The organism is Ideonella alba (assembly GCF_018069845.1).
In the GTDB taxonomy this organism is placed as follows: Bacteria; Pseudomonadota; Gammaproteobacteria; order Burkholderiales; family Burkholderiaceae_C; genus Ideonella; species Ideonella alba.
This window is the reverse complement of the sequence record NZ_JAGQDD010000014.1, coordinates 1-25,923: the sequence shown is the minus strand read 5'-3', so window position 1 is coordinate 25,923 and position 25,923 is coordinate 1. Positions and strand designations below refer to the sequence as shown.

Annotated in this window: 22 protein-coding genes; 5 read left to right on the top strand and 17 right to left on the bottom strand. The window is 69.7% G+C overall.

The window, feature by feature from the left end:
* Positions 1-11 precede the first annotated feature (11 nt).
* The 4 genes from KAK03_RS16835 to KAK03_RS16820 all read right to left on the bottom strand — a co-directional run bounded on the left by KAK03_RS16835 (position 12) and on the right by KAK03_RS16820 (position 2,629).
* A complete protein-coding gene (locus KAK03_RS16835; RefSeq protein ID WP_210855481.1) occupies positions 12-971 on the bottom strand; it encodes a tetratricopeptide repeat protein in 960 nt (319 codons plus the stop codon).
* A 97-nt stretch (positions 972-1,068) separates the two neighbouring features.
* Positions 1,069-1,506, bottom strand: coding sequence for a hypothetical protein (locus KAK03_RS16830; RefSeq protein ID WP_210855479.1), 438 nt, complete (start codon positions 1,504-1,506; stop codon positions 1,069-1,071).
* A 66-nt stretch (positions 1,507-1,572) separates the two neighbouring features.
* Positions 1,573-2,187 carry a glutathione S-transferase family protein gene (locus tag KAK03_RS16825; protein ID WP_210855477.1) on the bottom strand — a complete coding sequence of 205 codons (615 nt, stop codon included), beginning with the start codon at positions 2,185-2,187 and terminating at the stop codon, positions 1,573-1,575.
* An 85-nt stretch (positions 2,188-2,272) separates the two neighbouring features.
* On the bottom strand, positions 2,273-2,629 hold the full coding sequence (locus tag KAK03_RS16820; RefSeq protein ID WP_210855474.1) for a hypothetical protein: 357 nt from the start codon (positions 2,627-2,629) through the stop codon (positions 2,273-2,275).
* A 246-nt stretch (positions 2,630-2,875) separates the two neighbouring features.
* Between KAK03_RS16820 and KAK03_RS16815 the strand changes: the two genes are divergently transcribed.
* A complete protein-coding gene (locus KAK03_RS16815; RefSeq protein WP_210855472.1) occupies positions 2,876-4,378 on the top strand; it encodes a S8 family serine peptidase in 1,503 nt (500 codons plus the stop codon).
* A gap of 34 nt (positions 4,379-4,412) precedes the next feature.
* Here the strand turns inward: KAK03_RS16815 and KAK03_RS16810 are convergent, their stop codons facing one another.
* From KAK03_RS16810 to imuA, 13 genes are all read right to left on the bottom strand, one after another.
* Complete coding sequence (locus KAK03_RS16810; protein WP_310738643.1) at positions 4,413-5,540, bottom strand: LacI family DNA-binding transcriptional regulator; 1,128 nt, start codon at positions 5,538-5,540, stop codon at positions 4,413-4,415.
* Positions 5,537-6,625: a LacI family DNA-binding transcriptional regulator gene (locus tag KAK03_RS16805; RefSeq protein ID WP_247661227.1), complete on the bottom strand. Its 1,089-nt coding sequence runs from the start codon at positions 6,623-6,625 to the stop codon at positions 5,537-5,539. The genes KAK03_RS16810 and KAK03_RS16805 overlap by 4 nt, the downstream gene beginning before the upstream one ends.
* 14 nt (positions 6,626-6,639) lie before the next feature.
* On the bottom strand, positions 6,640-8,316 hold the full coding sequence (locus KAK03_RS16800) for an alpha-amylase family glycosyl hydrolase (RefSeq protein ID WP_210855470.1): 1,677 nt from the start codon (positions 8,314-8,316) through the stop codon (positions 6,640-6,642).
* A gap of 38 nt (positions 8,317-8,354) precedes the next feature.
* A complete protein-coding gene (locus KAK03_RS16795) occupies positions 8,355-9,182 on the bottom strand; it encodes a carbohydrate ABC transporter permease (RefSeq protein WP_210855468.1) in 828 nt (275 codons plus the stop codon).
* A 3-nt stretch (positions 9,183-9,185) separates the two neighbouring features.
* Positions 9,186-10,121, bottom strand: a complete 936-nt coding sequence (locus KAK03_RS16790) for a carbohydrate ABC transporter permease (RefSeq protein WP_310738642.1) — start codon at positions 10,119-10,121, stop codon at positions 9,186-9,188.
* Positions 10,118-11,392 carry an ABC transporter substrate-binding protein gene (locus KAK03_RS16785; RefSeq protein ID WP_210855466.1) on the bottom strand — a complete coding sequence of 425 codons (1,275 nt, stop codon included), beginning with the start codon at positions 11,390-11,392 and terminating at the stop codon, positions 10,118-10,120. The genes KAK03_RS16790 and KAK03_RS16785 overlap by 4 nt, the downstream gene beginning before the upstream one ends.
* The gene (locus tag KAK03_RS16780; protein WP_210855464.1) at positions 11,389-12,483 is read right to left on the bottom strand and encodes an ABC transporter ATP-binding protein; all 1,095 of its coding nucleotides are present in this window, start codon (positions 12,481-12,483) and stop codon (positions 11,389-11,391) included. The genes KAK03_RS16785 and KAK03_RS16780 overlap by 4 nt, the downstream gene beginning before the upstream one ends.
* Positions 12,484-12,610: 127 nt before the next feature.
* Positions 12,611-15,145, bottom strand: coding sequence for a TonB-dependent receptor (locus KAK03_RS16775; RefSeq protein WP_210855462.1), 2,535 nt, complete (start codon positions 15,143-15,145; stop codon positions 12,611-12,613).
* A gap of 378 nt (positions 15,146-15,523) precedes the next feature.
* Positions 15,524-16,540, bottom strand: coding sequence for a Gfo/Idh/MocA family protein (locus KAK03_RS16770; protein WP_210855459.1), 1,017 nt, complete (start codon positions 16,538-16,540; stop codon positions 15,524-15,526).
* 17 nt (positions 16,541-16,557) lie between these two features.
* The gene (locus KAK03_RS16765) at positions 16,558-17,292 is read right to left on the bottom strand and encodes a 2OG-Fe dioxygenase family protein (protein ID WP_210855457.1); all 735 of its coding nucleotides are present in this window, start codon (positions 17,290-17,292) and stop codon (positions 16,558-16,560) included.
* Positions 17,289-18,980: a phosphoethanolamine transferase gene (locus KAK03_RS16760; RefSeq protein ID WP_247661226.1), complete on the bottom strand. Its 1,692-nt coding sequence runs from the start codon at positions 18,978-18,980 to the stop codon at positions 17,289-17,291. Before KAK03_RS16760 ends, KAK03_RS16765 begins: the two co-directional genes overlap by 4 nt.
* Before the next feature lie 52 nt (positions 18,981-19,032).
* Entirely contained in the window at positions 19,033-20,601 is a 1,569-nt protein-coding gene (locus tag KAK03_RS16755) for a Y-family DNA polymerase (protein WP_210855455.1), read from the bottom strand.
* A gap of 10 nt (positions 20,602-20,611) precedes the next feature.
* Positions 20,612-21,463 carry a translesion DNA synthesis-associated protein ImuA gene (gene imuA, locus KAK03_RS16750; protein ID WP_310738641.1) on the bottom strand — a complete coding sequence of 284 codons (852 nt, stop codon included), beginning with the start codon at positions 21,461-21,463 and terminating at the stop codon, positions 20,612-20,614.
* 215 nt (positions 21,464-21,678) lie between these two features.
* Here imuA and KAK03_RS16745 point away from each other — a divergent pair, with 215 nt between their 5' ends.
* The 4 genes from KAK03_RS16745 to thiS all read left to right on the top strand — a co-directional run bounded on the left by KAK03_RS16745 (position 21,679) and on the right by thiS (position 25,777).
* Positions 21,679-22,155, top strand: coding sequence for a 4Fe-4S dicluster domain-containing protein (locus KAK03_RS16745; protein WP_210803797.1), 477 nt, complete (start codon positions 21,679-21,681; stop codon positions 22,153-22,155).
* A gap of 25 nt (positions 22,156-22,180) precedes the next feature.
* Positions 22,181-24,028 carry an aldehyde ferredoxin oxidoreductase family protein gene (locus KAK03_RS16740; protein WP_210855452.1) on the top strand — a complete coding sequence of 616 codons (1,848 nt, stop codon included), beginning with the start codon at positions 22,181-22,183 and terminating at the stop codon, positions 24,026-24,028.
* Between the two features lie 67 nt (positions 24,029-24,095).
* A complete protein-coding gene (locus tag KAK03_RS16735; RefSeq protein ID WP_210855450.1) occupies positions 24,096-25,466 on the top strand; it encodes an NAD(P)/FAD-dependent oxidoreductase in 1,371 nt (456 codons plus the stop codon).
* Positions 25,467-25,522: 56 nt separating this feature from the next.
* The gene (gene thiS / locus KAK03_RS16730) at positions 25,523-25,777 is read left to right on the top strand and encodes a sulfur carrier protein ThiS (protein WP_210855448.1); all 255 of its coding nucleotides are present in this window, start codon (positions 25,523-25,525) and stop codon (positions 25,775-25,777) included.
* Positions 25,778-25,923: the final 146 nt, after the last annotated feature.

The window sequence follows — 25,923 nt, the reverse complement described above, 5'->3', positions numbered from 1 at the left end:
CCCGCCCCCGGCTAACGGACGATCCGCTCGAGGACCGGCGCGCGCCGGCGCGCCTCGGGTGTGTCCTCGGCCAGGTGTTGCAGGATGCGCTGCCGGCTGACGCCCAGCGCGGCTGCCTCGTCCAGCAGGGCCTGGACGCCTGATTCCTGCTTCAGCAGGATCTGGTCGGCGGCCTTGCCATACAGCGCCGCCGCCAGGGTCAGGCGGGCGGCGCCGTAGTCCCTGGTCTTCAGCGCCTCGCGCGAGAAGTCGATCGCCTCGTCGAACATCCCGCGCCACAGCACCTGTTCGGCGAAGTTGCCCAGGGCCCAGGCGTCCTGCGGATGCCGCGCCTCGCGCACCCTGCGGCCCAGGTCCTGCAGGGTCACGCCGTCTTCCGGCCGCAGCGTGAAGCCGGCCAGTTCGTTGAGCGCGCCCACGTAGGCGTTGCGCTCCTCAGGGCCCTGGCCCGGGCCCATGCGCATCACCCGCAGGTAGGTGCTGAAGGCCTGGTTGGACTGGCCCATCTTCAGGTAGTAGCGCGCGTAGCCTACCCACAGCCAGGGGTCCGACTCGCCCAGCGCGCGGGCCCGTTCCAGCGACAGCCGCTCCTGCTCGTACTGTCTGCGGATGTCGTGCACCTCGGCCTTCAGGATGTGGGCCTTCTGGAGGGCCGGGTCCAGCGCCAGCGCCTTGTCGATCAGCTCGTTGTAGGCCTCGACCGTGCCGGGCTTGAACTGGCTGGCCACCACATGGCCGCCCTTGATGGTCAGGCGCGCCGCCTGCACATAGATGGCCGCGTTGCCGGGCTCCGCCGACAAGGCCTTGAGCAGCAAGGGCGCGGCCCGGTTCAGGTGCTGGACATCACCGTAGTAGGTGTCGATCTCGGACTTGGCCTGGGCCAGCGCGTCAGCGGCGCCCTGGTCGGCGGCCGGCGCGGGCGTGGCGATCAGCAGCAGCGTGCTCAGCAGCGCCGCAGCGGTACGGGTCATCCAGCAAGGTGTCATCAGGCGGACTGTTGTGAGGTGGAGCTGCTGGGGCAGCGTGGCGAGCGTGGTCTGACAGCGCGGTGCCAGCGCCCAGTGGTCATCACAGACGTTTCATCACCGCGCTGACGTGGGTCCCACCGTCGTTGGACGAGGGGCACCCGCCCTGGAAGACCGCGTAGCGCGCGGTCACTGTCACCGCGCGTGGCGCGAAGCCCGACGCGGTGAGCTGGAGGGTGTAGGTGCCTTCGGTGTTCCCCAGGCCGCAAGGCAGGTTGCACACCAGGCCTTGCGCGGTCTCCTCGATGCCCGAGCTCACCGCGATCTGCTGCAGTGACACCGGTTGACCGTCGAGTTGCACATCGGCGATCACGACGCGGCTGATGGTGCCGGTCTCGCCTTCCACGCTCACGCGGTCCAGCAGCACGATCGGTTCCAGATAGAGATTCAGGCAGCCACCGTCGGTGGGCTCGCGGCCACCACCGCCACAGGCCTGCAATGCCAGTAGCGCCACGGCCAGCAGGGCCGTCCTGGTTCTCATGTTGTTTTCTCCCCTTGCGCACGCTGACGCTGCATCGCGCGTGAACCCACTCTACCAGCACGCCGGTCAGGGCAGTTGCAGTCTGGGGTGCTCGGCCAGGGCCGTCAGCGCCTGATGCATCGCGGGTCGGGTCCGCTTCAGGTGCGCCCGCGTGCCCGACCAGCGCGAGACCACCACCGCCAGCATCGCCAGCGCACCGGGTGGCTCCTCGTCCAGCAGCGCGCTGAACTGCTCGGCGAAGATGTCCCAGGCGCGGTGCAGTTGTGCCCGCGCGGCGGCACGTACCTTCGCCTGGGCGCTGACGCTGGTGGCGGTGGTCCAGCGCTCGGGGTAGTCGCTGATGCTGACCGTCGGGTAGCAGTTGGCGGCGATGAAGACCAGGCCGCGCAGGGTCTGGGCGCGGCGGCCAGGATCAGCGGGCAGCAGCCCGGCAGCGGGGAATTGCAGGCCCAGGTGGATCAGGATGGCGGCGCTTTCGCTCAGCACCGTGCCATCGGGCAACTGCAGGGTCGGGACCTGCCCCAGCGGGTTGATGCGCCGCAGGGCGTCCAGGCCCTCGCCGGGCTCCCAGGTGGCCGCCAGCACCAGGCGGTGGCGCAGGCCGCAGGCGCGCAGGGCCATGACGACCGCGTCCGAGCCCGAGCCCGGCGCGCCGTACAGCACCCAGGGGGCGTCGTTCATCGGCCGGCTCCGCGGTCCAAGGCATGGCGTGTCATAGCGGCATCATGACAGGCCGCGGGACCGCGGGCCACCGCGGTGGGTTGGCTCAGCGCGTGGCGTCGGCCAGTCGCAGCGTCGGGGCCGGTGCGGTCCAGGCGGTGGTGGCCGGCGGCTGGACCAGGAAGGTGTTCGGGTCGATGCCGGCCGCGGTGCGCGCGGCGACGATCACCGCCGGGTGCGCGCCACCGGCATGCTGGGTGGCCGCGGGGGCCGCGGTCCAGTGCACGCTGGCGGGCGGCTGGACCAGGAAGGTGTTGGGGTCGATGCTGGCGTGGGCGGCCAGGCGCTGCTGGGCCACGGCGGGGTGATCGGCGTTGGCGTGGGCGGGCGCGGCCGGGTCGGCAGCGAGGGCGCTGGTGGTCAGCAGGGTGAGGCTGGCCAGCAGGAAGCTGATGCGGGGCATGGTGGGCCTTTCCATCGTGGGTGGTACAACGGTCTCCACGGCTCATCTCGATGGCGGCCTGTCGTCAGCATTGTGACAGAGAACTAGGGTTTACCCGCATCCCTAGATTGATCCAGGCCAAGCCACAGGCACGCCCGCGGCGCTCGGGTTCTAGGGAGACACCGCCCGCTGCCGTTCGGCGCCGCCCAGGTCGGCCCTACCATCGGCCGCGTCGGCGTCACCTCGCCCACCACTTCTGGAGTTCCCATGGCTTTCCGACTCCCGCTGCAGCGCGCCAGCGCGCTGGTTCTGAGCAGCTTCGCCCTGGTGGGCGGCAGCACCTGGGCCGGTCAGGTCCACCCCGATCTGGCCGCCGCCGCGCAGCGCCAGGGCCGCGCCGAGGCGCTGATCGTGCTGAAGGACCAGCGCACGCCTGCCACCGCGACCCTGCCGGCCGACGCCGACTACAAGGCGCGGCGGCGCGCACTGGTGGCCGCGCTGGTGGCGCGCGCCGACGAGCAGCAGCGCGGCCTGCGCGCCTGGATGGATGCCCGCCAGATCGCCTACCAGCCCTTCTGGATCGCCAACATCGTCCACGCCCGGCTCAACGCCAGTGAGCTGGCGGCACTGGCCGAGCGCGATGAGGTGGCCCGCATCGATCCCAACCCGACGATCGCCGTGGCCCTGCCCCGCCCCACCGGGCAGCCGGCGCAGGTCGAGAGCGTGTCCACCGTGGCCTGGGGCGTCGACAAGATCCGCGCGCCGCTGGTGTGGGCCCAGGGCATCACCGGCCAGGGCGTGGTGATCGCCGGCCAGGACACCGGCTACCGCTGGGACCACCCGGCGCTGAAATCCCAGTACCGCGGCTGGAACGGCAGCACCGCCGACCACAACTACAGCTGGCATGACGCGATCCACGTGGCCAACGGCAGCTGCCCCGCCAACTCACCCGCGCCCTGCGACGACAACGGCCACGGCACCCACACCGCCGGCACCTTCGCCGGCGACGACCACGCCACCCACCAGATCGGCGTAGCGCCGGGCGCCAAGTGGATCGGCTGCCGCAACATGAACGCCGGCAACGGCACGCCAGCCACCTACATCGAGTGCATGCAGTGGCTGCTGGCGCCCACCGACCTGGCCAACCAGAACCCCAACCCGGACCTGGCACCGGACATCATCAGCAACTCCTGGGGCTGCACCATCGGTGAAGGCTGCACGGTGGGCAACGAGATCAAGGGCGCGGTGACCAACCTGGTCAAGGGCGGCATCCTGTTCGTGGCCGCCGCCACCAACGCCGGCCCCAGCTGCGGCACGATCACCGAGCCGCCAGCGATCTACCCGCTGTCCTACACCATCGGCGCCACCGACAGTGCCGACAAGCTGGCCAGCTTCTCCAGCCGCGGCCCGGTCACCGGCAAGGGCGTCAAGCCGGATGTGTCAGCGCCCGGCGTGAACGTCAATTCGGCCTACCCGCCCAACACCTACACCAACCTCAGCGGCACCAGCATGGCCACGCCCCACGTGGCCGGCGCCGCGGCGCTGCTGATGTCGGCCGTGCCCACGCTCAAGGGCAACCCGGCCGCGGTGGAGAAGCTGCTGAACAAGACAGCCCAGCGCAGCGGCGTGACCAACCCGGTCAACCAGACCTGCGGCGGCACCGCCGCCACGGTGTGGCCCAACGCGATGATCGGCAACGGCCGCATCGACGTGTTCGCGGCCTACCAGAAGGCGATTGCGGGCGTGCTGGACACGTCGCTGGAGGACTGAGCACCCGCGGCGCGATCGCTGACGGTCTGCCAGCTCAGCGCGCACGCGTGGACTGCCGCACCATCAAGCGCGTCGGCATCATGACCGACTCCACGCGGCGCCCGGCCAGCTTGTCCAGCAGCAGTTGGACCAGCACGCGTCCGGCCTCATCGATCGACTGACGGATGGTGGTCAGCGCCGGGTGCGACTCCGCCGCCAGGCGGATGTCGTCGAAACCGACCACCTGCACATCCTGTGGCACCTGGCGGCCATGGTCGCGCAGTGCGGCAATGACGGCCAAGGCCACCAGGTCGCTGGCGGCAAACACGGCATCGAATTCGACACCCTGGGCCAGCATGGCGGTCACCTCCCGCTGCACGGCCGCGTCGACGAAGGGCACAGGCCGGTACAGCTGAGGGTCCGGCGTCAGGCCGGCCGCCACCAGAGCGGCTTCGTAGCCTTGGTGACGCTGGCCGATCTCCGCCAGGCTGCCGTCGCCGAAGAAGGCGACGCGCCGGGCACCGCAGTCCAACAGGTGTTCGGTTGCCTGGCGACCGCCCATCAGGTTGTCGCTGCCGACGGTGCAGTAGAGCTGGTCAGGCAGTCGCGCGCCCCACACCACGAACGGCAAGCCGCGGACAGCCAGTTCGTTGAAGCGGTCATGGTTGTTCTCCTGACCCAGCATGATGGTGCCGATCGCCTGACCGGACTCGTGGGGCTGTGTCAGTGTTTCACTCTTGTCGGTCTCGACACCGACGATGAGCATGCTGTGGCCGCTGTCGATCAGCGCGTCACCGATGCTGCCCAGGGTCGCGAGGAAGAATGGGTCCTTGAAGTGCTGGCGGTGCTCGGGATGGTAGGGAAAGGCCACGGCCACTGTCTGCATGGCCTTGCCACGCAGGATCTGCGCGCCGACGTTGATCGAGTAGTTCAGGCTGCGCGCCAGTTCGTTGACCCGGTTGCGGGTCTCCTCACTCAGGCGCGGGTTGTTGGACAGCGCTCGGGACACCGTGGAGATGGACACATTCGCCAGCCGGGCAATGTCGGCCATCTGAAGTTTGGTGGGGCGGCCCGACGGGGTGTCTCGTGGCTCGCCGGAGGTCGGCTTGGGGCGGGGCATGGGCAGCAGCTGGGTCCTTGGGCGCCGTTCGCCGGCGATTCTGGCACCAACCGCGAGGCTCACGTCTGTCTGGCCGATTCACATGGCGCCAGCCGCGTCGACTCACGGGGCTGCAGCGTGGTCGGCAGCACGATGCTCGGTGCCTGGGCACCGTCCACCACGGCTTCCAATGCCCGCAGCAAGGCGGCACCGGCCTGCTCGACCGACTGCGCGACGGAGCTCAGCGCTGGTCGCATCTGGGCGACCATGGGGATGTCGTCAAAGCCGACCACCTGCAGGTCCTCGGGCACACGCAGGCCCGCACGATGCAGCGCATGGACGACCGTCATCGCCGTCAGGTCACTGCTCGCGAAGATCGCATCGATGCCCGGCTCCATCGCCAGCAGGCTGGCCAGTTCGCGCTCCACGCGCGCCTGCACGAAAGGCGCCGGGCGCGTCAGCTCCATCGGTGGCAGCAGGCCGCGCGCATGGTGAGCATCCACATAACCGGCGTGGCGGTGAGCCACTTCGGGCAGGCTGGTGTCACCGATGAAGGCCACCCGGCGAGCGCCGCCGTCCAGCAGGTGGGCGGTAGCCAGTCGACCGCCCAAGCGGTTGTCGCTGCCCACGGTTGCATAGCGGCGCCCCTCGATGTGCGCGCCCCACACCACCAGCGGAACGCCGCGGTCAGCCACCATGTTGAGCTGTTCATGGTGATGCCCCTGGCCCACGACGATCACACCCATCGCGCGGCGGGACTCGACATCGCGGCACAGCCGGCCCACCTGCGTGGTGTCGATCCGTGACAGCAGCAGGTCGTAGCTGCGGGCCGTGAGTGCATCGGCGATGCTGCCGATCAGCGCCAGAAGAAAGGGATCCGACAGCGACTCCCCGGCAGCAGGGCTGTGCGGCACCACGACCGAAATCGTCCGGTTGTGCCGGATGCGCAGGTTGCGTGCCCCCTCGTCGACCTCGTAGTGCAACTGCCTGGCGATGCCCTCGATGCGGTGGCGCAGGTCTTCGCGCACGCCGGGCTCTCCGCGGAGCGCACGCGACACCGAGGCCACGGATACCCCGGCCAGCCGCGCGACATCGGCCATTTGCGGCCGCGTTCGTCCGGCCGCAGCCACCACCTGCGGTGCGCGCGCCACGACGATGCCCCGCTGCATGGCCGCTCCGGTGCTCAAGCGGCGTCGCCGCCGGCCAGTCCGAAGAAACCGCCGTAGGCGGGCAACTCGATGTGGTCGCCGACCAGCGCCCCCGACAGGCCATGTCCTGACAGGGCTTGCAGCGTGCCCAGGCCCGTCAGCGCGATGCAGGCGGGCTCGGCAGAGATGTTGAGCGCCACCACTAGGTCGGTGGCATCCAGCCTGCGGGCAAACACCACGCACGACGCCGGCGCCGGCAGAAAGCGCAGCTCACCCTTCGCGAGTGCCGGCTGCGTGCGCCGCCAGGCCAGGAAGCGTCGCGCAAAGTGCAGCGGCGAGTTGGCGTCGGCCTCTTGGCGGCTGACCGCCAGGGGCAGGTGGCGCGGCGACATCGGCAGCCAGGGGGTGACGCTGGAGAAGCCACCGTGCGGCAACTGGTCGTCCCAGGGCATTGGCGTGCGGCAACCGTCGCGCCCCTTGTACTCGGGCCAGAAGGCAATGCCGTACGGGTCCTGCAAAGCTTCAAAGGGCACCTCTGCCTCGGGCAGGCCCAGCTCCTCGCCCTGGTACAGGCAGGCGCTGCCGCGCAGGCTGACCAGCATGGCCAGCAGCACCTTGGCCAGCTCAGGAGGCGCATGCTCGCCGCCCACGCGGCTCATCACGCGCGGTGCGTCATGGTTGCCAATCGACCAGCAGGGCCAGCCATCGCCGATGCCCGCCTGCAGTTGCTCGACCACGTTGCGCACATGCGCCGCGTCGAGTTCATCGCGCAGCAGGTTGAAGGTGTAGGCCATGTGCAGCTTGTCGCCGCCACTGGTGTAGTCGGCCATCACCGCCAGCGCGTTGTCGTCGCCGATCTCACCGACGCTGGTGGTGGCGCCATAGGCGTCCATCAGCGCACGCAGGCGGCGCAGAAAGTCCAGGTTCTCCGGCTGCGTCTTGTCGTGCAGGTGGCGTTGCCAGGCGTAGGGGTTGCTGTCGGGGGTGGAGTGATCGGTCCGGGGCTCGTCACCCCAGGCTGGATTGCTGCGCAGCGCACGATCGTGGAAGTAGAAGTTGACGGCATCAAAGCGGAAGCCGTCGACGCCACGATCCAGCCAGAAGCGCACATCGTCCAGCAGTTGCGCCTGGACCGCCGGGTGGTGCAGGTTGAGGTCAGGCTGGCTGGCGAGAAAGTTGTGCAGGTAGTACTGGCGGCGCCGCGCATCCCACTGCCAGGCCGATCCACCAAACACGCTGAGCCAGTTGTTGGGTGGTGTCCCATCGGCTTGCGGGTCGGCCCACACGTACCAGTCGGCCCTGTCGTTGTCGCGGCTGGCACGGCTGGCGCGGAACCACGCGTGCTCGTCCGAGGTATGGCTGAGCACCTGGTCGATCAGCACCTTCAGACCCAGCGCGTGGGCGCGCGCCAGCAGTTCGTCAAAGTCGGCCAGGGAGCCGAACAGAGGATCCACCTCGCGGAAGTCAGCGATGTCATAGCCGAAGTCGCGCATCGGCGAGCGGTAGAAAGGAGACACCCAGATCGCATCGACACCCAGGCTGGCCACGTAGTCCAGTCGACGGGTGATGCCTCGCAGGTCACCCACGCCGTCGCCATTGCTGTCGGCGAAGCTGCGCGGGTAGATCTGGTAGATGACGGCGCCGCGCCACCAATCCTTGTCCGTCGTGCGGGAAGCGGCCACGGGTACGGCCGGAGTCAGGGTCTCGTTCATCTGCTTTCCGTTCGGGTGCGTGCGGGGACGGCCCGCGCTCATCCCTTCACTGCGCCGGCCGTCAGGCCGGAGACGATCCGGCGCTGGAACACCAGCACCAGCGCGACCACCGGCAAGGTCACCACGACGGACGCCGCCATGATGTGGCCCCAGGGCAGCTCGTACTGGCTGGCACCGCTGATCAGGCCGATGGCCACGGGAATCGTGCGCTGCTCGGTGCTCAAGGTGAAGGTGAGTGCGAACAGGAACTCGTTCCAGGCGGTGATGAAGGCCAGCAGGCCGGTGGTCACCACCGCCGGGCCCAGCAGCGGCAGGTAGATGCGGGTGATGAGGGTCAGGGGCGTGGCACCGTCCATCAACGCGGCTTCTTCCAGCTCCTTGGGCAGGTCGCGCATGAAGGTGGTCAGGACCCAGACCGTGAACGGCAGGGAGAAGATCATGTAGGACAGCGTCAGCGAGAGCAGGTTGTTGTACAGACCCAGCGCGCGGATCAGCTCGAACATGCCCGAGAGCACGGCCACCTGCGGAAACATCGACACGCCCAGGATGGTCACCAGCAGCGTGGAACGCCCGGCGAAGCGAACCCGCCCGAGCGGATAGGCCGCCAGCACGCCCAAGCCCAACGACAGAGCGACCACCGACACCGACACCAGCACCGAGTTGAGGATGTTGGTGCCGAAGGCCTGTTCGCGGAACACGGTGGCGTAGTTCTCCCAGTGCCAGTCCCGGATCAGGACATCGACACGGAACAGCGCCGAACCCGGTTTCAGCGACGTGACGACCGCGTAGTAGAAAGGGAAGACGGAGTACACGACCATCACCCCGACCAGCAGCCAGAACCCCAGACGTCCCCAATGGCGATGCATGGTTCAGTCCTCCTCGCCCAGACGCACGCGGCCCAGCGTCAGGTAGACGCCAACGCAGCCGGCGATCAGCATGAACAGCATCGTCGACGCCGCCGATCCATAGCCCACATCCTGGAAGTCGACCAACTGCTGCCGGGCGTAGATCGACATCGACATCGTGCTCTGGCCGTTCGCGCTCAGCACATAGATCACGTCGAACACCCGCAGCGCATCCAGCAGTCGGAAGATCACCGCCACCATCAGTGCCGGCCGGATGAGCGGCAGGGTGACCTTCCAGAACACGGTCCAGGCCGGCACGCCATCCACCCTCGCCGCTTCGTAACAGTCGGTGGGCAGCATCTGCAGCGCAGCCAGCACCATCAGCGCCATGAACGGCGTGGTCTTCCACACATCGACCAGCACGATGGCCACCATCGACAGGCTGGGGTCTGCCGTCCAGGCCAGCGGCTGATCGATCAGTCCCACGGCCAGCAGGCCCTGGTTGATCACGCCGAACTGGTCGTTGAGCATCCAGCCCCAGATGCGCGCCGACACGATGGTCGGCACCGCCCAGGGAATCAGCACGGCCGCGCGCACCCAGGCGCGCCCCGGGAACTGCGCATGCAGCACCAGCGCGAACACGGTGCCCAGCACGGTCTCAATGGCCACCGACAGCGCCGCGAAGCGGAAGGTGTTCCACACCGCATGCCACCAGTCAGGGTCGGCCAACAGTCCGATCCACTGGCCCTCATCGCGCGACAGGTAGTTGTCCAGCCCGATGAAACTGACCTGGGACAGATCCGTCAGGCTGGCATCGGTCAGGCTGAACCAGACGCTGCGCGCCAGCGGCCAACCCGCCACCACCAGCAGGACCAGCAGCATCGGACTGAGCAGCCACCAGGCCATGCGCGTGCGCTGGCGGGCGATGCTCACCCTCGGTGTCTGAGGACGTGCGTTCACCACTGGCCTCCGCGGCGCAGTCGGCGCAGCTTGTTGTCCAGCACCTGCAGCCGCTCGTCGGCGTCGGACTCGCCGGTCAGCACCGAATGCACGGCATTCGAGAACTCGATGCTCACCCGGTTGTACTTGGCCCCGGTGGCCGTCGAAGGTCGGGCCACCGCGCTGAGCAAGGTGTCCCTGAGTGTGGCCAGATAGGGCGCGGTGGCCAGCACCTCCGGGTCACCGTACAGGCCCGGCAGCGTCGGACTGTAGGAGCCCTGGATGGCGCGGCGCTTCTGTTCGGCGGCACTGGTCAGGTGCAGAACCAGGTCGATGGCCAGGTCGCTGTGGCGCGAGTACTTGTTGACCACCAGCAGGCTGCCGGCGAGCGTGGCAGTCGATCGACCTCCGGCGCCAGCGGGCAGCGCTGCCACGCCCACGAGGTGGCGCACCGAACTGCCTGGGTCATTGACCAGCGACCAGGCGTAGGGCCAGTTGCGCATGAACGCGGCATTGCCCGACTGGAAAACGCCACGCGCCTCTTCCTCGGTGTAGTTGAGCACGCCCTTGGGCGTGATCGTGCCCACCCAGCCGGCCGCCTCGCGCAGGGCCTTCGCGGCTGCGGGGTTGTTGATCGTGATCCGACCGCCCTCGTCCACCACACCGCCGCCACCCTGGCTCGCCACCCACTCCAGCGCATTGCAGGTCAGGCCTTCATAGGCACGCCCCTGCCAGACGAAGCCCCAGAACTTGTCCGCGCCCCGCCGGCGCTCGCCAGCCTGAATGGTCTGAGCGGCCTGTCGCAGCTCGGCCCAGGTGCGCGGCACGGCCAGGCCGTAGCGCTGCAGCAGGTCCTTGCGGTAGTACAGCACACCCGCATCACCGAACCACGGCATGCCCAGCAACTGTCCTCCGACCGTGGCACTTTGAACCATGGCCGGGAAGTGTTGCGCCGTGCGGTCGGCGGCTGCTGGCCCCAAGGCCTGCAGGTGCCGCGCCAGGATGCCGGTCCAGGCGATGTCGATCTGGAACACGTCGATATCGGCCGCGCCTGCCGCCAGCAGTTGCTGGGTCAGCGTGAGGGTGTCGGAACCGGGCATGGTCACCAGCTTGACGCTGTGACCCGTGCGTGCAGACCAGGACTCGGTGCCCTCGCGACACAGCGCCAACTCGCGGCCGGTGGAGCCGCAGGTGATGGTCACGGTGGCGGCTTGCGCCGCGCCCATGATCGCCAGCACCGCCCCTGCGGCACAGACCAGTTGACGCAGCGTGGCCAGGGACAGCAGGGTCATGCGCCCACCTCGGGTCGCAGGTTCCGGCCATCGTCCGCGAAGACCTGCAGGCGCTGGGACGGCAGGCGCAGCCACAGACGCTGGCCGCGGACGACGGCGGATTCGGCGTCCAGTCGCGCCACCAGCAAGGCCTGTGCGTCGTCGCCGATGTCGAGGTGTGCGAAGGTCTCGTTGCCCAGGTGCTCGATGACCTCCACACGGGCGGGAATGGCACCCGGAGCATCGTCGGCCAGCTCGATGTGCTCCGGCCGGATGCCCAGCGTCACCGCAGCCGCTGGTGCCAAGCCCGGCAGCGCGATGCCAGCGACCTCGATTCCACCGTTCGCCAGCACGAACCGGCCGGGCTCGTGCCCGGCGCGCGCCGGCAGGAAGTTCATCCGCGGCGAGCCGATGAAACCGGCGACGAACAGGTTGCGCGGGTGGTGGTAGAGGCTCAAGGGCGTGCCCACCTGCTCGATGCGGCCCTGGTTGATCACCACGATGCGGTCGGCCAGGGTCATCGCCTCGACCTGGTCATGGGTCACGTAGACCATGGTGGCCTGCATCTCGGCGTGCAGCCGCGCCAGCTCGATGCGCATCTGTACCCGCAGCGCCGCGTCCAGGTTGGACAGCGGCTCGTCGAACAGGAACACCTGCGGCCGCCGCACGATGGCGCGGCCGATCGCCACGCGCTGGCGCTGGCCGCCCGACAGGGCCTTGGGCAGACGCTCCAGCAGCGGTCCCAGCTGCAGGATCTCAGCCGCCTGGGTGACGCGTCGGTGCAACTCGGCCCGGTCGGTCCCGGCCAGGCTCAGCCCGAAGGCCATGTTCTGGTAGACCGTCATATGCGGGTACAGCGCGTACGACTGGAACACCATGGCCACCCCGCGCTGCGGCGGCGGCAGGTGCGTGACATCGCGCCCGCCGATGGTCAGCCGCCCGTCACTGATCTCCTCGAGGCCGGCGACCATGCGCAGCAGCGTCGACTTGCCGCAGCCCGACGGACCAACGAAGACGACGAACTCGCCGCTGTCGATGTCCAGGTCGACGCCGTGGATGGTGTCAAGGGCGCCGTAGCGTTTGCGGATGCCCTGAAGGCTCAGTGAGGCCATGCTGCTGGAGACGAGGGCGGTCGATGTTGGTGTGTTGGGACAGGACAGGCCGGAGGCCTCAACGATCGGCCCGGTCGACCTCTGGGTCGACCGGGCTTTCCCTGGGGCTGCTGGCCCTGCCCTTCGATCAGAACTTGAACTCGACGCTGGCCCGAACGTGGCGGCCGAAGATCGGACGACCCTGGAAGGCCGCCTCCTGGCCGCCCTGGATCACGCCAGCCCGCGGGTTGCCTTCGGTCACGCCAACCGTGTTGAACAGGTTGGTCACCAGCAGTTGCACGCGGGTCTGCGGATTGATCGCCGCCGCGAAGCCCAGGTCCAGTTCACCGTAGGCCGGCAGGGCCACGGTGTTGGCGACGTCGGCATAGCGCTGACCGGTGTAGCGGTAGTCGGCGAACAGGTCGTAGGCCTTGTTGTCGCCGAAGTGCACCGCCGGTCGGATCGAGGCCTGCAGCTTGGGCTGGCGCACGATCTGGTTGCCGGTGAAATCGAACGATGTGCCATCCGGGTTGTTGCCGGCAAAGCCGCTGTACTTCAGGTCCTGGTAGACGCCACTGAGCGCGATATCAAACGTGCTGTTGGGTCGCCAGACGAACTCGGCTTCCAGGCCCATCGACTTGGCCGCTGCCTTGGCCGACTGCGTGACCTGCTGGCCATTGACCGTCGACGTGGTGTTGAAGGACAGGTTGGGGAAGTTGTTGTAGTAGGCGGTGACGAAGGCGGAGTACTCGCGGGTGGCGTACTTGAAGCCCAGTTCGAACATGCCGATGTTCTTCTCGATCGGCGTGCAGCAGTTGAACCACTGCGCGAACTCCGGCGTGATGCGGAAGCTCTTGCCGGCACGGGCGAAGACCGAGACCTGCGGGCTGAACTCGTAGTTCGCGCCCAGCGACCAGGCCAGTTCCTTGGCCGAGAAGCTGTAGGGCTTGTACTCCCCGGTGAACACGGCCACGCTGTCATCGGCCACGGTGTTCGGGTCGCCCAGGTCCTTGTTGGTGGTCTGCGCGATCAGGCCGTTCTTCTTGACCGTGTGGTAGCGGATGCCGCCGTCGATGCGCAGCGGCTTGGACACCTGCCAGTTATCGGTGACGTAGTAGTCCAGGTTGGTCACGTGGTCGTGGAACTCCTGCAGGTTGGTGTGCAGGTTCAGCAGACCGCCACGCGTGCGCGAGGTGGTGACGTTGCCCGCGGCATCCAGGCCGACCACGGTGAGCAGGCGGGGGCGATTGACCGCTTCGGTCAGCACATCGCTCCAGTTCCAGTTCTGCTGCTGGTCGAACTGGCTGTAGTACACGCCGGCCACGACCTCGTGCGTGCCCATGGCGGTCTCGATGTCCTTCTTCAGGCTCAGGTCGTTGACGATGTTGTCCAGGGCCACCTTGGTGTTCCACAGGCCCTCGGTCACCGCCAGACCATTGCCGATCTGCGAGGCGCTGAGGTTGCGGCCGTCGCCACCCACCACGCGGTAGGCGGCGGAGACGGTGTTGGGGTTGGCCGCCTTGAGGCGGGTCAGCGCGTTGTCGAGGAAGGTCTGGGCGTTGTCGACGCCGTTGCTGAACAGGCCGTTGAAGTCGATGCTGCCGGTGGTGCGGCGGAACTTGTTGTAGACCGTGACCGAGTCGGACAGGCTCTTCTCGAAGAGCGCGGTGAAGGTGTTGGTGTCGGTGTGGATGCCATCCTTCAGGTTGTAGGGGGTGTTGAACGCACCCTGCCCGTCAGGGATCTGCATCGCGCTGAAGGCACTGGAGACCAGGGTGCCGTCGCCAGCCGACAGGCCCGGCAAGCCCTTGCTGGGCGAGGCCATCGGCATCGCCGTGTAGAAGATGTTGCGGTCGTCGAGCTTTTTGTAGCCCAGGTAGATCTGACCGTCGTCGAGCTTGTAGGTCAGGCCGCCGCGGAACTGGCCGCCCTTGTTGCCGCTGAAGCCGGGGTCGCGCAGGCCGTTGTCGACCCGCTGGAAGCCGCCAATCTGGAACAGCAGCTTGTCATTGATCGGGCCGGACAGGTTGAAATCGGTGCGGAGGTGGTCGTAGTCGCCCACCTCCAGTTTCACCAGCCCCTCCAGCGTGTCGGTGCCCTTCTTGGAGATCACGTTGACCGAGCCGCCAGGCGCATTGTTCGCCAGGATGGACGCGGTGCCGCCACGGGTGATCTGCACGCTCTTGGTGGTGGCATCGAGCCGGAAGAACGCGTCGGCGTTGGTGAAGGCACCGGCGCCCTCCTCCCACACCGGCAGGCCATCCTCCAGCAGCGGCAGGTAGCGGTAGTTGTCGTTCGGCAGGCCGCGCGAGTAGACGTTGTTGCCGACCTCGCCGCCCGAACTCTCGGTGAAGATGCCAGGGGTCTGGGTGATCAGCGCGGCCATGCTCAGCGGCGCCTTGCGGGCCAGATCCTTCTCGGAGAAGGTGCTGATGGAGTAGGAGGTCTTGAACTTGGTGATGTCGGCGCCGCGTCCGGTGACGATGACCTTGTTGAGTTCCAGCATGTCCGCTGCCGACGCACCGGCGTCGCCGGCCGGCGCGGGGGATGCCTTGGCGGCGTCCGTGGCGGTGGACTCGGCGGCGGGCGCAGCCTGGGCCTGGGCCTGCTGGGCGCAGAGGCTGAGCACGGCGATGGTGGCCGCCACGGCCACCGGCGTGAGCCGAGCTTGAGGGTGTTTCATCGTCATCTCCAGTGCTTGTGTTGTTCGGGGCAGGGTCGGTTGGGCCAGGGCCATCGCGTCGCGGGTGTCGCGTCGCTGGGCGCCAGTGTGCCATTTGTGCAAACCTTTGCACATAGGGTTTGCCCGGAAGTTCCCTGCCTTCGAGCGCTACGTGAGTCAGCGCCTGGAGGTCTGTTGGATAGCGAAATGCATCAATACTTCATAGGTGTTCAGGGCTGATGCATGTCGCTGGGCACCGACCTCTGCCACCGGCGGCACGGGACTGGCACCGGAAGTCGCGGTCGGACTCGACGAACGAAAGTGCAATTGTTTGCACGCAGCGCGCCTGAGCGATCGCCTCAAGCGCATGGGGCACAGCTCAGTGAACGGCGTCCCCCATCATTCAAACGGGTAGCGCACCCCCAGCCGGCCGCGGATCTCGTCCATGCAGGCCAGGGTGGCCAGGGTCTCGGCCAGCGGCATCTGCGGCGACTCGGTCAGGCCGGCGCGGATGCAGCGCATGGCCTCGGCGATCTCGTACTCGAAACCGTTGATCGCAAAGGGCCGGTCGTGGACCTCGGGCGCCTGGCCGGCCCGCGTCAGCACGGCCCGCGTGCCTTCCCAGAAGTGCTGCGGCACCAGGATCGAGCCCTGTGTGCCGAACAGCGCCAGGCTGTTCTCGGCGGCGCCGTCGAAACCGCAGACGAACTGGGCCTGGATGGCGCCGGGAAAACGCAGCGTGGCCGTGACCCGTGCATCCACCCCGGTGGCCGCCAGCACGCCGTCCACCGCCAGGTCCAGCGGGTCGCTGGCCTGCCCCGTGGCGGCGGCCACGGCCCAGCGCGACATCGACAGGTTGTAGATGCCGATGTCCAGCAGCGCACCACCGGCCAGCGCCGGGTTGAACAGCCGGCTCTCGGGCCCTGCGTCGGCGGGGAAGCAGAAGCTGGACTGGATGGTCTGCAGCCGACCGATCGCCCCCTCGGCCAGCCACTGGCCGATGAGCTCGTAGACCGGCAGGAAGCGCGTCCACAGCGCCTCCATCAGGAAGACCTGCCGCTGCTGCGCCAGCGCGACCAGTTCGCGGCCCAGCGCCCCGTGCGGCACCAGCGGCTTCTCGCACAGCACCGGCACGCCGGCCAGCAGGCAGGCGCGGACCCAGTCGCCATGCGCGCTGTGCGGGGTGGCGATGTAGACCGCGTCGATGCGGCCCGCACCCAGCAGCGCGGACAGGCTGTCGGCCACGCGCGGCGCCGGTTTGCCGCTCACCTGCCAGCGCGCGGCAAAGGCCGCTGCGCTCGCCGGCTGGCGGCCCAGCACCGCGGCCAGGTGCGCCTGCGGCAGGCGCTGCACGGCATCGGCAAAGCGGTGGGCGATGCCGCCCGGTCCGATCAGTCCCCAGGCGAAATCACGCATGGTCGTCCTGAGCGGGCTCAGGGTCCCTGGAAGCCGTTCGCCCGGAAGGTCAGCACCAGCGTGTCGCGGTGGCCATGGCCACCGGGCTCGGCGGGCTGGATGGGCGTGGACTCGTGGATCACGCGCTCGTCGTCGAGCAGCAGCGTGCTCCAGGGCTGGCTCAGCGTGAAGCGCTGGCCCTCGCGGCCCTGGGCGGCGAAGACGCGGGTCTCGGCGCCCTTGATGCCCTGGCGGGCCACCAGCGTGACGGTGACCAGGTCGACGCCGTCGCGGTGCGCGCCCTCGGGCGTGGGGCGGCCGATGCCATCGGTGGTGTCGATGCGGAACGGATGCGCCTCGACATACCAGCGCCGGGCGCCCTTCAGGGCCGAGGCGCGCGCGGCCATCGCCACCAGCCAGCGGTTCCACAGCGGATGCGCCAGCAGCGCCGGCTCGATCGGCTCGAAGTGGCGCTCGATGCCGCCGTGCAGCGCGTTGTACTCGACCGGCTGCCAGTGCGGCCGGTGCGGCGCCAGCGTGAGCTGCTCGCCCTCGACGATGAAGCAGCCGTGGCGGCGGTAGCGGTAGCGGCCGCCGTCCTTCAGGTAGCGGTCGGGGGGCAGGCGGTCCCAGAAGGGCAGCCAGGCATCGAGTGCGGTGGACGGGCAGCCCAGCAGGTGGCCGGCGCCGTCGGCGTCCAGCACGCCAAAGCCCTGGGCGGCGAGCGTGGCGTCGATCTGCGGGGCGGGGGTGACGGGGGGCTGCAGCATCATCGACGGCACGGGGCGAACAGGTCCATCGCGGGCTCGCGCACCGCGGTCTTCACGTCCATCAGGCCCAGCAGGCTGTGGAACAGGTGGTCGTGCGAGGCGGGCTGGGCAGCGCGCGCCTGCACGCAGCCCAGGTCGAGGCGGCGGCTGTCGGCGAAGCCCGGCGAGAACCAGGCCACCATCGGCACCTGGGTCTGCTCCTTGGGGGCGATGGCGTAGGGCACGCCGTGCAGGAACAGGCGGTTCTCGCCCAGCGATTCGCCATGGTCGGACACGTAGATCAGCGCGGTGTCGTAGCGGTCCTGGCGCGCCTTGAGCCAGTCGATGGTGCGGGCCAGCACGTGGTCGGTGTAGAGCAGCGCGTTGTCGTAGGTGTTGACGATCTGCGGGATCTCGCACTGGCGCAGGTCGGGCGTGTCGCAGGTGGGCTCGAAGCGGCGGAAGCTCGCCGGGTAGCGCTTGTAGTAGGCCGGGCCATGGTTGCCCAGCATGTGCAGCACGACCACGCGGCTGTCGGTCACGGCCTTGGGCAGGCCCTGCGCGGCACTGGCGGCGGTGGCGGAGGCGGCCACCAGCGGCGCATCCAGGTCGCGCAGCAGTGCCTCGTCCAGGCAGCGTTCGCCATCGCACAGGGCGCTGGCGGTGGTGGCCAGGCGCTCGTTGGGCAGGCCATCGCAGACGCCCTTGCAGCCCGACTGGTTGTCGCGCCAGAAGGTGCCCAGGCCGGCATGGTCCAGCACGTGCAGCAGGCCCTGGCTGCCGCGAATGCGGTCCTCGTCGTACTGGCGCCGGCCCCAGGGCGAGAACAGGCAGGGCACCGAGGTCTCGGTGTTGGTGCCGCAGGCGCTGACGTCCTTGAAGTTGATCAGGCCCGGCACCTCGGCCAGTTGCGGCGTGGTCTGACGTGCGTAGCCCGACAGGCCCCAGTTGGCGGCGCGGGCGGTCTCGCCCAGCACGAAGACGAACAGCGTGGGCTTGCTGCGCGCAGCCCAGGCCGCGCCGGGGCGGGCGTCGGTGCCCAGGGGCTCGCGCGGCTTGGCGGCGCTGCGGGTGTCGGCCACGGCCACGCGGCCCAGTGAGTACAGGTAGTTGGCCGGGGTGATCAGGTAGCGCAGTTCCTTGCGGTTGCGCATCAGGCTGCCGAAGTCCTGGAACACGGCCATCACCGCGCCCACGCCCAGCGCCGCTGCCAGCAGCAGCCAGCCGATGCGCCGCGCCAGCGCGCCCGGCCAGCGGCGCCGCCGGATCGGCACCCACCACAGCAGCAGCAGCGGCAGCACGGCGTAGAACAGCAGGTGCGGCGCCATGCTCCAGGTGAACAGCTCGCTGGCTTCCTTGACGTCGGTGCGCAGCACGTTGCGCAGCATGGACGGGTCGAGGTAGACGTTGAACTTCTGCGTGTAGTGCACCGCGAAGGCGGTGGCCACCAGCAGCAGGCCCAGCAGCGGCTTGGCCCAGGCGCGGTGCAGCACCAGGCCCAGCAGCAGGAAGTGCACGGCCACCAGGGCCACGAACAGCGCGCCGGCAAACAGCCAGGTGGCCGGGGCGGTGGCGTCACGGCCGCTCAGCACCTCGTGCCAGAAGCTCAGGTTGCAGGCCAGCGCAAACCACAGGCTGGCCACCAGGGCCAGGGTGTCGGTACTGGGGGCGCCGCGCTGGTCGGCGGCGGGGCTCATCAATGGGCGGGACATGGCGCCGGATTGTCGCCGCTGTCTCGCCCGTCGACTGAAGCGGGGCTGAGGGTCAGGCAAAACGACCGTGCAGGAACCAACCCGGCTGGCCGGCCGGCGGTGCCGGGCGCAAGCGGTAGATCCACAGCAGCGCCTGCTGCGGTGTCTGGGCGATGAAGTAGTCGCGCGCCACCGGCGCGCCGTCCCACCAGCCGGACTCGATGCGCTCGGGGCCAGCCAGCAGGCGCAGCGGCTGGCCGTCCAGCCAGGGGCGGGCCTGCTGCTCGGGCAGGGGCAGCGGCTGCGGCAGCAGCCAGGCGGGTCGTGTGAGGCGGGCGGCGGGCGGCGGCGGGGCGCTGCGGGCGCGCTCCCAGGCCGGCAGGGGTTCGGTGGCGCTGGCCTGCTCGGGGCGGTGCTCGGCACGCGGCGCCAGCCGGCCTACGCTGTGCTCGCCCAGGCGCGCCTGCAGGCGCTCGAGCAGGCGCACCAGGCCTTCGCCGCTGGCGCCGGGCTCGTCGAACAGCGCGGCGGGCGGACCGGGGCTGCGCACCGGGTCGTCGCAGCGCAGCGTCAGGCCCAGCACCGGCGCGGCCAGCGGCTCGCGCGCCAGGCGCTCGCGCAGCAGGGCGCGCCAGTGGGCGGGATCGGCTGAGGGCTCGGCCAGCGCCAGCGTGAAGGGGCTGGTGTGGGCGCCAGCCTCGCCGGCCGGGCCGGCGCGCAGGCGCGTTTCGTGGTGGAAGACCAGCGTGAAGCGCCCCACCCGCGCCTGCAGCGCACGCGCCCAGGCGCCCAGGCGGCCCAGCAGCAGCGTGGCGGCTTCCAGCAGGCGATCGGCGTCATCGGTGCGGCCGGGCAGCTCCAGGTGTTCGGCGAAGCGCTCGGGCGGCTGCAGCGGCTGGCGCGGATCAGGGCAAGTGCCCCAGGCGCGGTCCAACGCGTCCAGCGGCGCCGGGCCGAAGCGCCGCGCCAGGCCGGCGCGCGGCTGGCGCCGCCAGTCGGCCAGCGTAGCCAGACCCAGGGCCTGCAGCGCCTCGGCCTGGGCCGGGCTGTCGGCCAGCGCGCTGGCGGGCAGGGCGTCCAGGCGCTGCTGCAGCGCGGCCCAGGCCGGATCGCGCGAGTGGCCACCGCCGGGCGGTGGCGGCGGCGCCAGCACCGCGTGGGTCAGCGCCGCGGGAGCGGTGTCATCGGGCGCCCAGCGGGCCAGCCAGGCGGCGCCCTGGGCGCTGGGCGCCCAGGCCAGTTGCAGCGGTTGCGCCAGCGGGGCCAGCGCGGCCAGCAGCTGCTCGCGCAGCGCCGCCAGACCGCCGAAGCAGCGCAGGCTGGGCTGCAGCTCGGCCAGCAGGGCCTGGGGCGGGCACAGCACGACGCTGGGCGTGAAGACCATCAGGCGGTGTGCGGCATCGTGCAGCGCGCGGGCATCGCGGGCGTCGTCGGCCGCGCCCAGCTGCAGCGTGGGACACAGCGCCAGCGCGGTGGCGCGCTTCATGCCCGGTGCCAGGCCCAGCGCCCGGGCGGCGGCATTGACCGCCAGCAGCCGGTGCTGACCGATCAGCGCCAGCGGCTCGGCCGCGGCGGCGGGCCCGCGCTCGGCCGCCAGCGACGCCAATGACAGCACCGGCAGGTGCACCCCCAGCCACAGCATGCCTGGGCCCTCATCGGTCGCTGGCAGGGGCGCCCAGCCGGGCCAGCCAGGGTGCGCTGCCCGGCACCGCCGCCAGACCGGGCCCGGCCCGCTCCGGCAGCGCCGGCTGCGGCTGGCGGGCCGGGGCGGGCCAGGGCTGGTTGGCGCGCTGGCGCGCCCGCGCCGACAGCACCGGCGGCAGCGCCAGCCGCAGCGGCTGCTCGCGCAGCGGGCCGCGGCGCTTGAGCAGGCGCAGCGACAGTTCATCCGGGCCGCTGCAGCTCAGCAGCAGGCGCAGCGGCGCCGGGCTGGGGCGTTCGGCCGCGGCGGGTTCGCGCAGCAGGAAGGCCGGCCCGGCGTGGGCCTGGGCGGCCAGTTGCAGGCGGCGCAGGACCTCGGGCCGCGCGGCGGCGCCGGGCCAGGCCAGCAAGGCACCCAGCTGGCCGCTGCGCAGCGCCTGCTCCATGGCCCAGCAGACCTCGACCGGCGTGCCCTGGTGGCGGCGCACCGCGCTGCGCGCCGCCGGCCGCGCCGCCTGGCGCGGCCGCACGACGATGCACTGCGCCGGCGGCAGACCCAGCTCGGCCAGCGCGGGGGCCGACAGCTCGGCCGGCGGGTCGACCAGCATCAGGCAGCGGCCGGCCGCCGCCTGGCGGGCCAGCGCCGGTGCCAGCAGTCGCCACTCGCCCAGGCCGGGGCCGGCCAGCAGCAGCTCGGTCAGCGCGCGGTGCGGCCAGCCGCCGCCGGGCAGTTCGGCATCCAGGGCCGCGAACCCGCTGGGGGTGGTGTCGCCCGCAGCAGCGCCGCCGCCCGGGCGGGCGCGCCAGAGCGCCGGGTGCAGCGCAGCCGGGTCGGCCAGGGGTGAAACATCCAGCGAATCCACTGGATATTTATACAGTATTCACCCCCTCGCCGGCAAGGCGTCGGCGCGTGACGTACCAGACTGGCACACCTGCCTCAGATACCCGCACAGGATTTCGGGTTACCCCGGGGTAGGCGTTGGCAGAGGCTATGCAGATCATTGCATAGCCCGAGGTCAGGCGCTGAACGCCTATGCCCGGCTCACGAACTTCACAAGGACCGACGCGGAGACCCTCCATGCAGAAGAGCCTTCACATCAACCCGGACAAGTGCACGGGTTGCCGGCAGTGCGAAATGGCCTGCTCTTACGAGAACTACGGCGTGTTCGCCACCGCCCGCTCGCGCATCCGCGTGTTCGACTTCCACGAGACCGGTCGCAAGGTGCCCTACACCTGCACCCAGTGCGATGAGGCCTGGTGCCTGCACGCCTGCCCGGTCGAGGCGATCACGGTGGACAAGGCCACCGGCGCCAAGGTGGTGGCCGAGAGCACCTGCGTGGGCTGCAAGGTCTGCACGATCAGCTGCCCCTTCGGCACCGTCAACTACGTCCAGGAAACCGGCAAGGTGCAGAAGTGCGACCTGTGCGGTGGCGAGCCGGCCTGTGCCGACGCCTGCCCCACCGGCGCGATCACCTATGTCGACGCCAACTGGACCGGCATCGACAAGATGCAGGCCTGGGCGAACAAGCTGGGCAACCAACAGGCCGCGGCCTGACCACAGGCAACAAGGAGCATCACACATGTCCTGGGCTGGAAAAATCCTCCGCGTCAACCTGACCACCGGCGCCGTCACCTCCGAGCCGCTGCGCATGGACTGGGCCAAGGAGTACCTGGGCTCGCGCGGCCTGGCCTCCAAGTACCTGACCAGCGAGATCTCGCCGAAGGTCGATCCGCTGTCGCCTGACAACAAGATCATCTGGGCCACCGGCCCGCTGACCGGCACGATGGCCTCCACCGGCGGCCGCTACACCGTTGTCACCAAGGGCCCGCTGACCGGCGCCATCGCCTGCTCCAACTCGGGCGGCTACTGGGGCGCCGAGCTGAAGATGGCCGGCTGGGACATGGTCATCTTCGAAGGCAAGTCGCCCAAGCCGGTGTACCTGTCGATCGTCGATGACGTGGCCGAGCTGAAGGATGCCTCGCACCTGTGGGGCAAGTCGGTCTGGGAGACCGAGGCCACGATCCACAAGACCCACCAGGACCCGCTGGTGCGCGTCTCCTCGATCGGCCTGGCCGGCGAGAACCAGGTGCTGTTCGCCGCCGTGGTGAACGACCTGCACCGTGCCGCCGGCCGCTCGGGCGTGGGCGCCGTGATGGGCAGCAAGAACCTCAAGGCCGTGGTGGTGCGTGGCACCAAGGGCGTGGGCAACCTGGCCGACGCCAAGGAGTTCTTCAAGGTCACCGCCGAGAAGAAGAAGATCCTGCACGACAACGCCGTCACCGGCCAGGGCCTGCCGACCTACGGCACCCAGGTGCTGATGAACGTCATCAACGAGGTCGGCGCGCTGCCCACCCGCAACTTCCAGGACGTGCAGTTCGAAGGCGCGAAGGACATCTCCGCCGAAGCCATGGCCACGCCGCGCGCCAGCGACGGCAAGCCGCACCTGGTGACCAACCAGGCCTGCTTCGGCTGCACCATCGCCTGCGGCCGCATCAGCAAGATCGACAAGGGCCACTTCACCGTCGAGAACAAGCCGCAGTACTGGGGCGCCTCGGGCGGCCTGGAGTACGAAGCGGCCTGGGCCCTGGGCGCCGCCAACGGCGTCAACGACCTGGAAGCGCTGCAGTACGCCAACGTGCTGTGCAACGAGCAGGGCATGGACCCGATCACCTTCGGCGCCACCGTCGGCGCGGTGATGGAGCTCTACCAGATGGGCGTGCTCACCCAGGAGCAACTGGGCATCGACGCCAAGTTCGGCTCGGCCCAGGCGCTGGCCTACTTCGCCGAGATCACCGCCAAGGGCGAAGGCTTCGGCAAGGAGATCGGCCAGGGCTCCAAGCGCCTGTGCGAGAAGTACGGCCACCCCGAGCTGAGCATGAGCGTCAAGGGCCAGGAGTTCCCGGCCTATGACGGCCGCGGCATCCAGGGCATGGGCCTGACCTACGCCACCTCCAACCGCGGCGCCTGCCACCTGCGCAGCTACACCGTCGCCTCCGAGGTGCTGGGCATCCCCGTCAAGACCGATCCGCTGACGGCCGACGGCAAGCCCGAACTGGTCATCGCCTTCCAGGACGCCACCGCCGCGTTTGACGCCGCCGGCATCTGCATCTTCACCAGCTTCGCCTGGGGTCTGGCCGATGTCGCGCCGCAGGTGGCTGCCGCCTGCGGTCCCGAGTTCACCCTCGAGAACATGGCCAAGATCGGCGAGCGGATCTGGAACATGGAGCGCGACTTCAACAACCAGGCCGGCTTCACCGCCAAGGACGACACGCTGCCCAAGCGCCTGCTCGAAGAGCCGGCCAAGACCGGCCCCGCCAAGGGCCTGGTCAGCAAGCTGCCCGAGATGCTGCCCAAGTACTACGAGCTGCGTGGCTGGGACAACAACGGCCAGCTGAAGCCCGAGACGCGCTCGCGCCTGGGCCTGTAAGTCCTCGGTCCACGATCCACCGGGCGGTTCTCGTGACCGCCCTTTTCATTCCTGCACCGCACGCACCATGAAGCACGTCATCCTCGGCGCCGGCCCGGCCGGCATCATTGCGGCCGAGACCCTGCGCAAGCAGGCTCCCCAGGACAGCGTCGTCGTCATCGGCGACGAGCCCGAGGCGCCCTACTCGCGCATGGCCATTCCCTACCTGCTGATCGGCAAGGTGGGCGAAGAAGGCACGCACCTGCGCCACACCACCGGCCACTTCGCGCAACTGGGCATCACGCTCAAGCGTGGCCAGGCCGCCAAGGTCGACGTCGCGGGCAAGGCGGTGGTGCTGGCCGACGGCAGCCGCGAGTCCTTCGACCGCCTGCTGATCGCCACCGGCTCCTCGCCCGCCACTGCGCCCATCCCGGGCATCAACGGCCCCGGCGTGCACAGCTGCTGGACCCTGGCCGATGCGCGCGCCATCATGGCCAGCGCCAAGCCGGGTGCGCGCGTGCTGCAGCTGGGTGCGGGCTTCATCGGCTGCATCATCATGGAAGCGCTGGCCACGCGTGGCGTGCAGCTCACCGTGGTGGAGATGGGCGACCGCATGGTGCCGCGCATGATGGGCCCCACCGCCGGCCGCATGATCAAGGAATGGGTCGAGCGCAAGGGCGTGAAGGTCTTCACCGGCGCCAAGGTCGAGGCGATCGAGCGCCCTGGCGCCGCCGCGGCCGCGCCAGCTGCCGAGCCCGGCCTGCTGGGCAAGATCGCCAACGCCTTCGGCCTGGGCAGCGCCCCGGCACCGGCGCCCGCGCCGGCGGGCGGCGCACCGATGCGGGTGAAGCTGTCCACCGGCCAGGTGCTGGAGGCCGACCTGGTCATCAGCGCCACCGGCGTGCGCCCGAACATCGGCTTCCTGCAGGACAGCGGCATCACCTGCCTGCAGGGTGTGCTGACCGACGAGCATCTGCAGACCAACGTGCCGGGCATCTACGCCGCCGGTGACTGCGCCGAGGCCTTCGACAAGGTCACCGGCCGCACCATCGTCAGCGCGATCCAGCCCAACGCGGCTGAACAAGCCCGCGTGGCCGCGCTCAACATGATCGGCCGCACGACCGAGCTCAAGGGCGTCACCCAGATCAACGTGCTCGACACGCTGGGCATGATCTCGGCCAGCTTCGGCAAGTGGGACGGTGTGGAAGGTGGCGCGCATGTCGAGCAGACCGACGAGGCCGCCGGCCGCCACCTGAGCCTGCAGTTCGACGACGAGAAGCTGATCGGCTGCAACGCCATCGGCTGGACCGAGCATGTCGGCGTGATGCGCGGCCTGGTCGAAGGCCAGGTCAAGCTGGGTGACTGGCGCGAGCGCCTGCTGAAGGAACCCACGCTGCTGATGGAAGCCTACCTGGCCTGCGCCCAGGCGCAGGGCGAACAGGCCCACGTCCGCGCCTGAGTTGCAAGGGCCCGCTCGTGCAAGGCCATGCGCCTTGCACGACACTGGGCATCGACATGCAGATCACCTTCAAGCTCTACGCCAGCCTGGCCCAGTACCTGCCGCATGATCGCCCACCGGGCAACGAAGTGCGGCTGGATGTGGCCGACGGCGCCAGCATCGCCCAGGTCATCGAACCCTTCGGTCTGCCGATGAAGCTGGTGCACCTGGTGCTGGTCAATGGCCGCTACGTCGCCCCCGAAGACCGCGCGACGCTCGCACTCGTCGAAGGCGACGTGCTCGCCATCTGGCCGCCGATTGCGGGGGGGTGAGTGTGGACGAGAAGATGTCCCTGCGGACATCTGAACGCCTCACGAACCGGCCGAGCTCTGCGAGGCCGTGGGTGAGTGTGGACGAGAAGATGTCCCTGCGGACATCTGAACGCCTCACGAACCGGCCGAGCTCTGCGAGGCCGTGG

Bases quoted from the DNA above. Each gene is read 5' to 3' on its own strand.
- KAK03_RS16735 (WP_210855450.1), top strand. From the start codon at position 24,096: ATGAAGCACGTCATCCTCGGCGCCGGCCCGGCCGGCATCATTGCGGCC.
- KAK03_RS16835 (WP_210855481.1), bottom strand. From the start codon at position 971: ATGACCCGTACCGCTGCGGCGCTGCTGAGCACGCTGCTGCTGATCGCC.
- KAK03_RS16780 (WP_210855464.1), bottom strand. From the start codon at position 12,483: ATGGCCTCACTGAGCCTTCAGGGCATCCGCAAACGCTACGGCGCCCTT.
- KAK03_RS16760 (WP_247661226.1), bottom strand. From the start codon at position 18,980: ATGTCCCGCCCATTGATGAGCCCCGCCGCCGACCAGCGCGGCGCCCCC.
- KAK03_RS16755 (WP_210855455.1), bottom strand. From the start codon at position 20,601: ATGCTGTGGCTGGGGGTGCACCTGCCGGTGCTGTCATTGGCGTCGCTG.
- KAK03_RS16770 (WP_210855459.1), bottom strand. From the start codon at position 16,540: ATGCGTGATTTCGCCTGGGGACTGATCGGACCGGGCGGCATCGCCCAC.
- KAK03_RS16830 (WP_210855479.1), bottom strand. From the start codon at position 1,506: ATGAGAACCAGGACGGCCCTGCTGGCCGTGGCGCTACTGGCATTGCAG.
- KAK03_RS16815 (WP_210855472.1), top strand. From the start codon at position 2,876: ATGGCTTTCCGACTCCCGCTGCAGCGCGCCAGCGCGCTGGTTCTGAGC.
- KAK03_RS16805 (WP_247661227.1), bottom strand. From the start codon at position 6,625: ATGCAGCGGGGCATCGTCGTGGCGCGCGCACCGCAGGTGGTGGCTGCG.
- KAK03_RS16800 (WP_210855470.1), bottom strand. From the start codon at position 8,316: ATGAACGAGACCCTGACTCCGGCCGTACCCGTGGCCGCTTCCCGCACG.
- KAK03_RS16820 (WP_210855474.1), bottom strand. From the start codon at position 2,629: ATGCCCCGCATCAGCTTCCTGCTGGCCAGCCTCACCCTGCTGACCACC.
- thiS (WP_210855448.1), top strand. From the start codon at position 25,523: ATGCAGATCACCTTCAAGCTCTACGCCAGCCTGGCCCAGTACCTGCCG.
- KAK03_RS16825 (WP_210855477.1), bottom strand. From the start codon at position 2,187: ATGAACGACGCCCCCTGGGTGCTGTACGGCGCGCCGGGCTCGGGCTCG.
- KAK03_RS16740 (WP_210855452.1), top strand. From the start codon at position 22,181: ATGTCCTGGGCTGGAAAAATCCTCCGCGTCAACCTGACCACCGGCGCC.
- KAK03_RS16765 (WP_210855457.1), bottom strand. From the start codon at position 17,292: ATGATGCTGCAGCCCCCCGTCACCCCCGCCCCGCAGATCGACGCCACG.
- KAK03_RS16775 (WP_210855462.1), bottom strand. From the start codon at position 15,145: ATGAAACACCCTCAAGCTCGGCTCACGCCGGTGGCCGTGGCGGCCACC.
- KAK03_RS16795 (WP_210855468.1), bottom strand. From the start codon at position 9,182: ATGCATCGCCATTGGGGACGTCTGGGGTTCTGGCTGCTGGTCGGGGTG.
- KAK03_RS16785 (WP_210855466.1), bottom strand. From the start codon at position 11,392: ATGACCCTGCTGTCCCTGGCCACGCTGCGTCAACTGGTCTGTGCCGCA.
- KAK03_RS16745 (WP_210803797.1), top strand. From the start codon at position 21,679: ATGCAGAAGAGCCTTCACATCAACCCGGACAAGTGCACGGGTTGCCGG.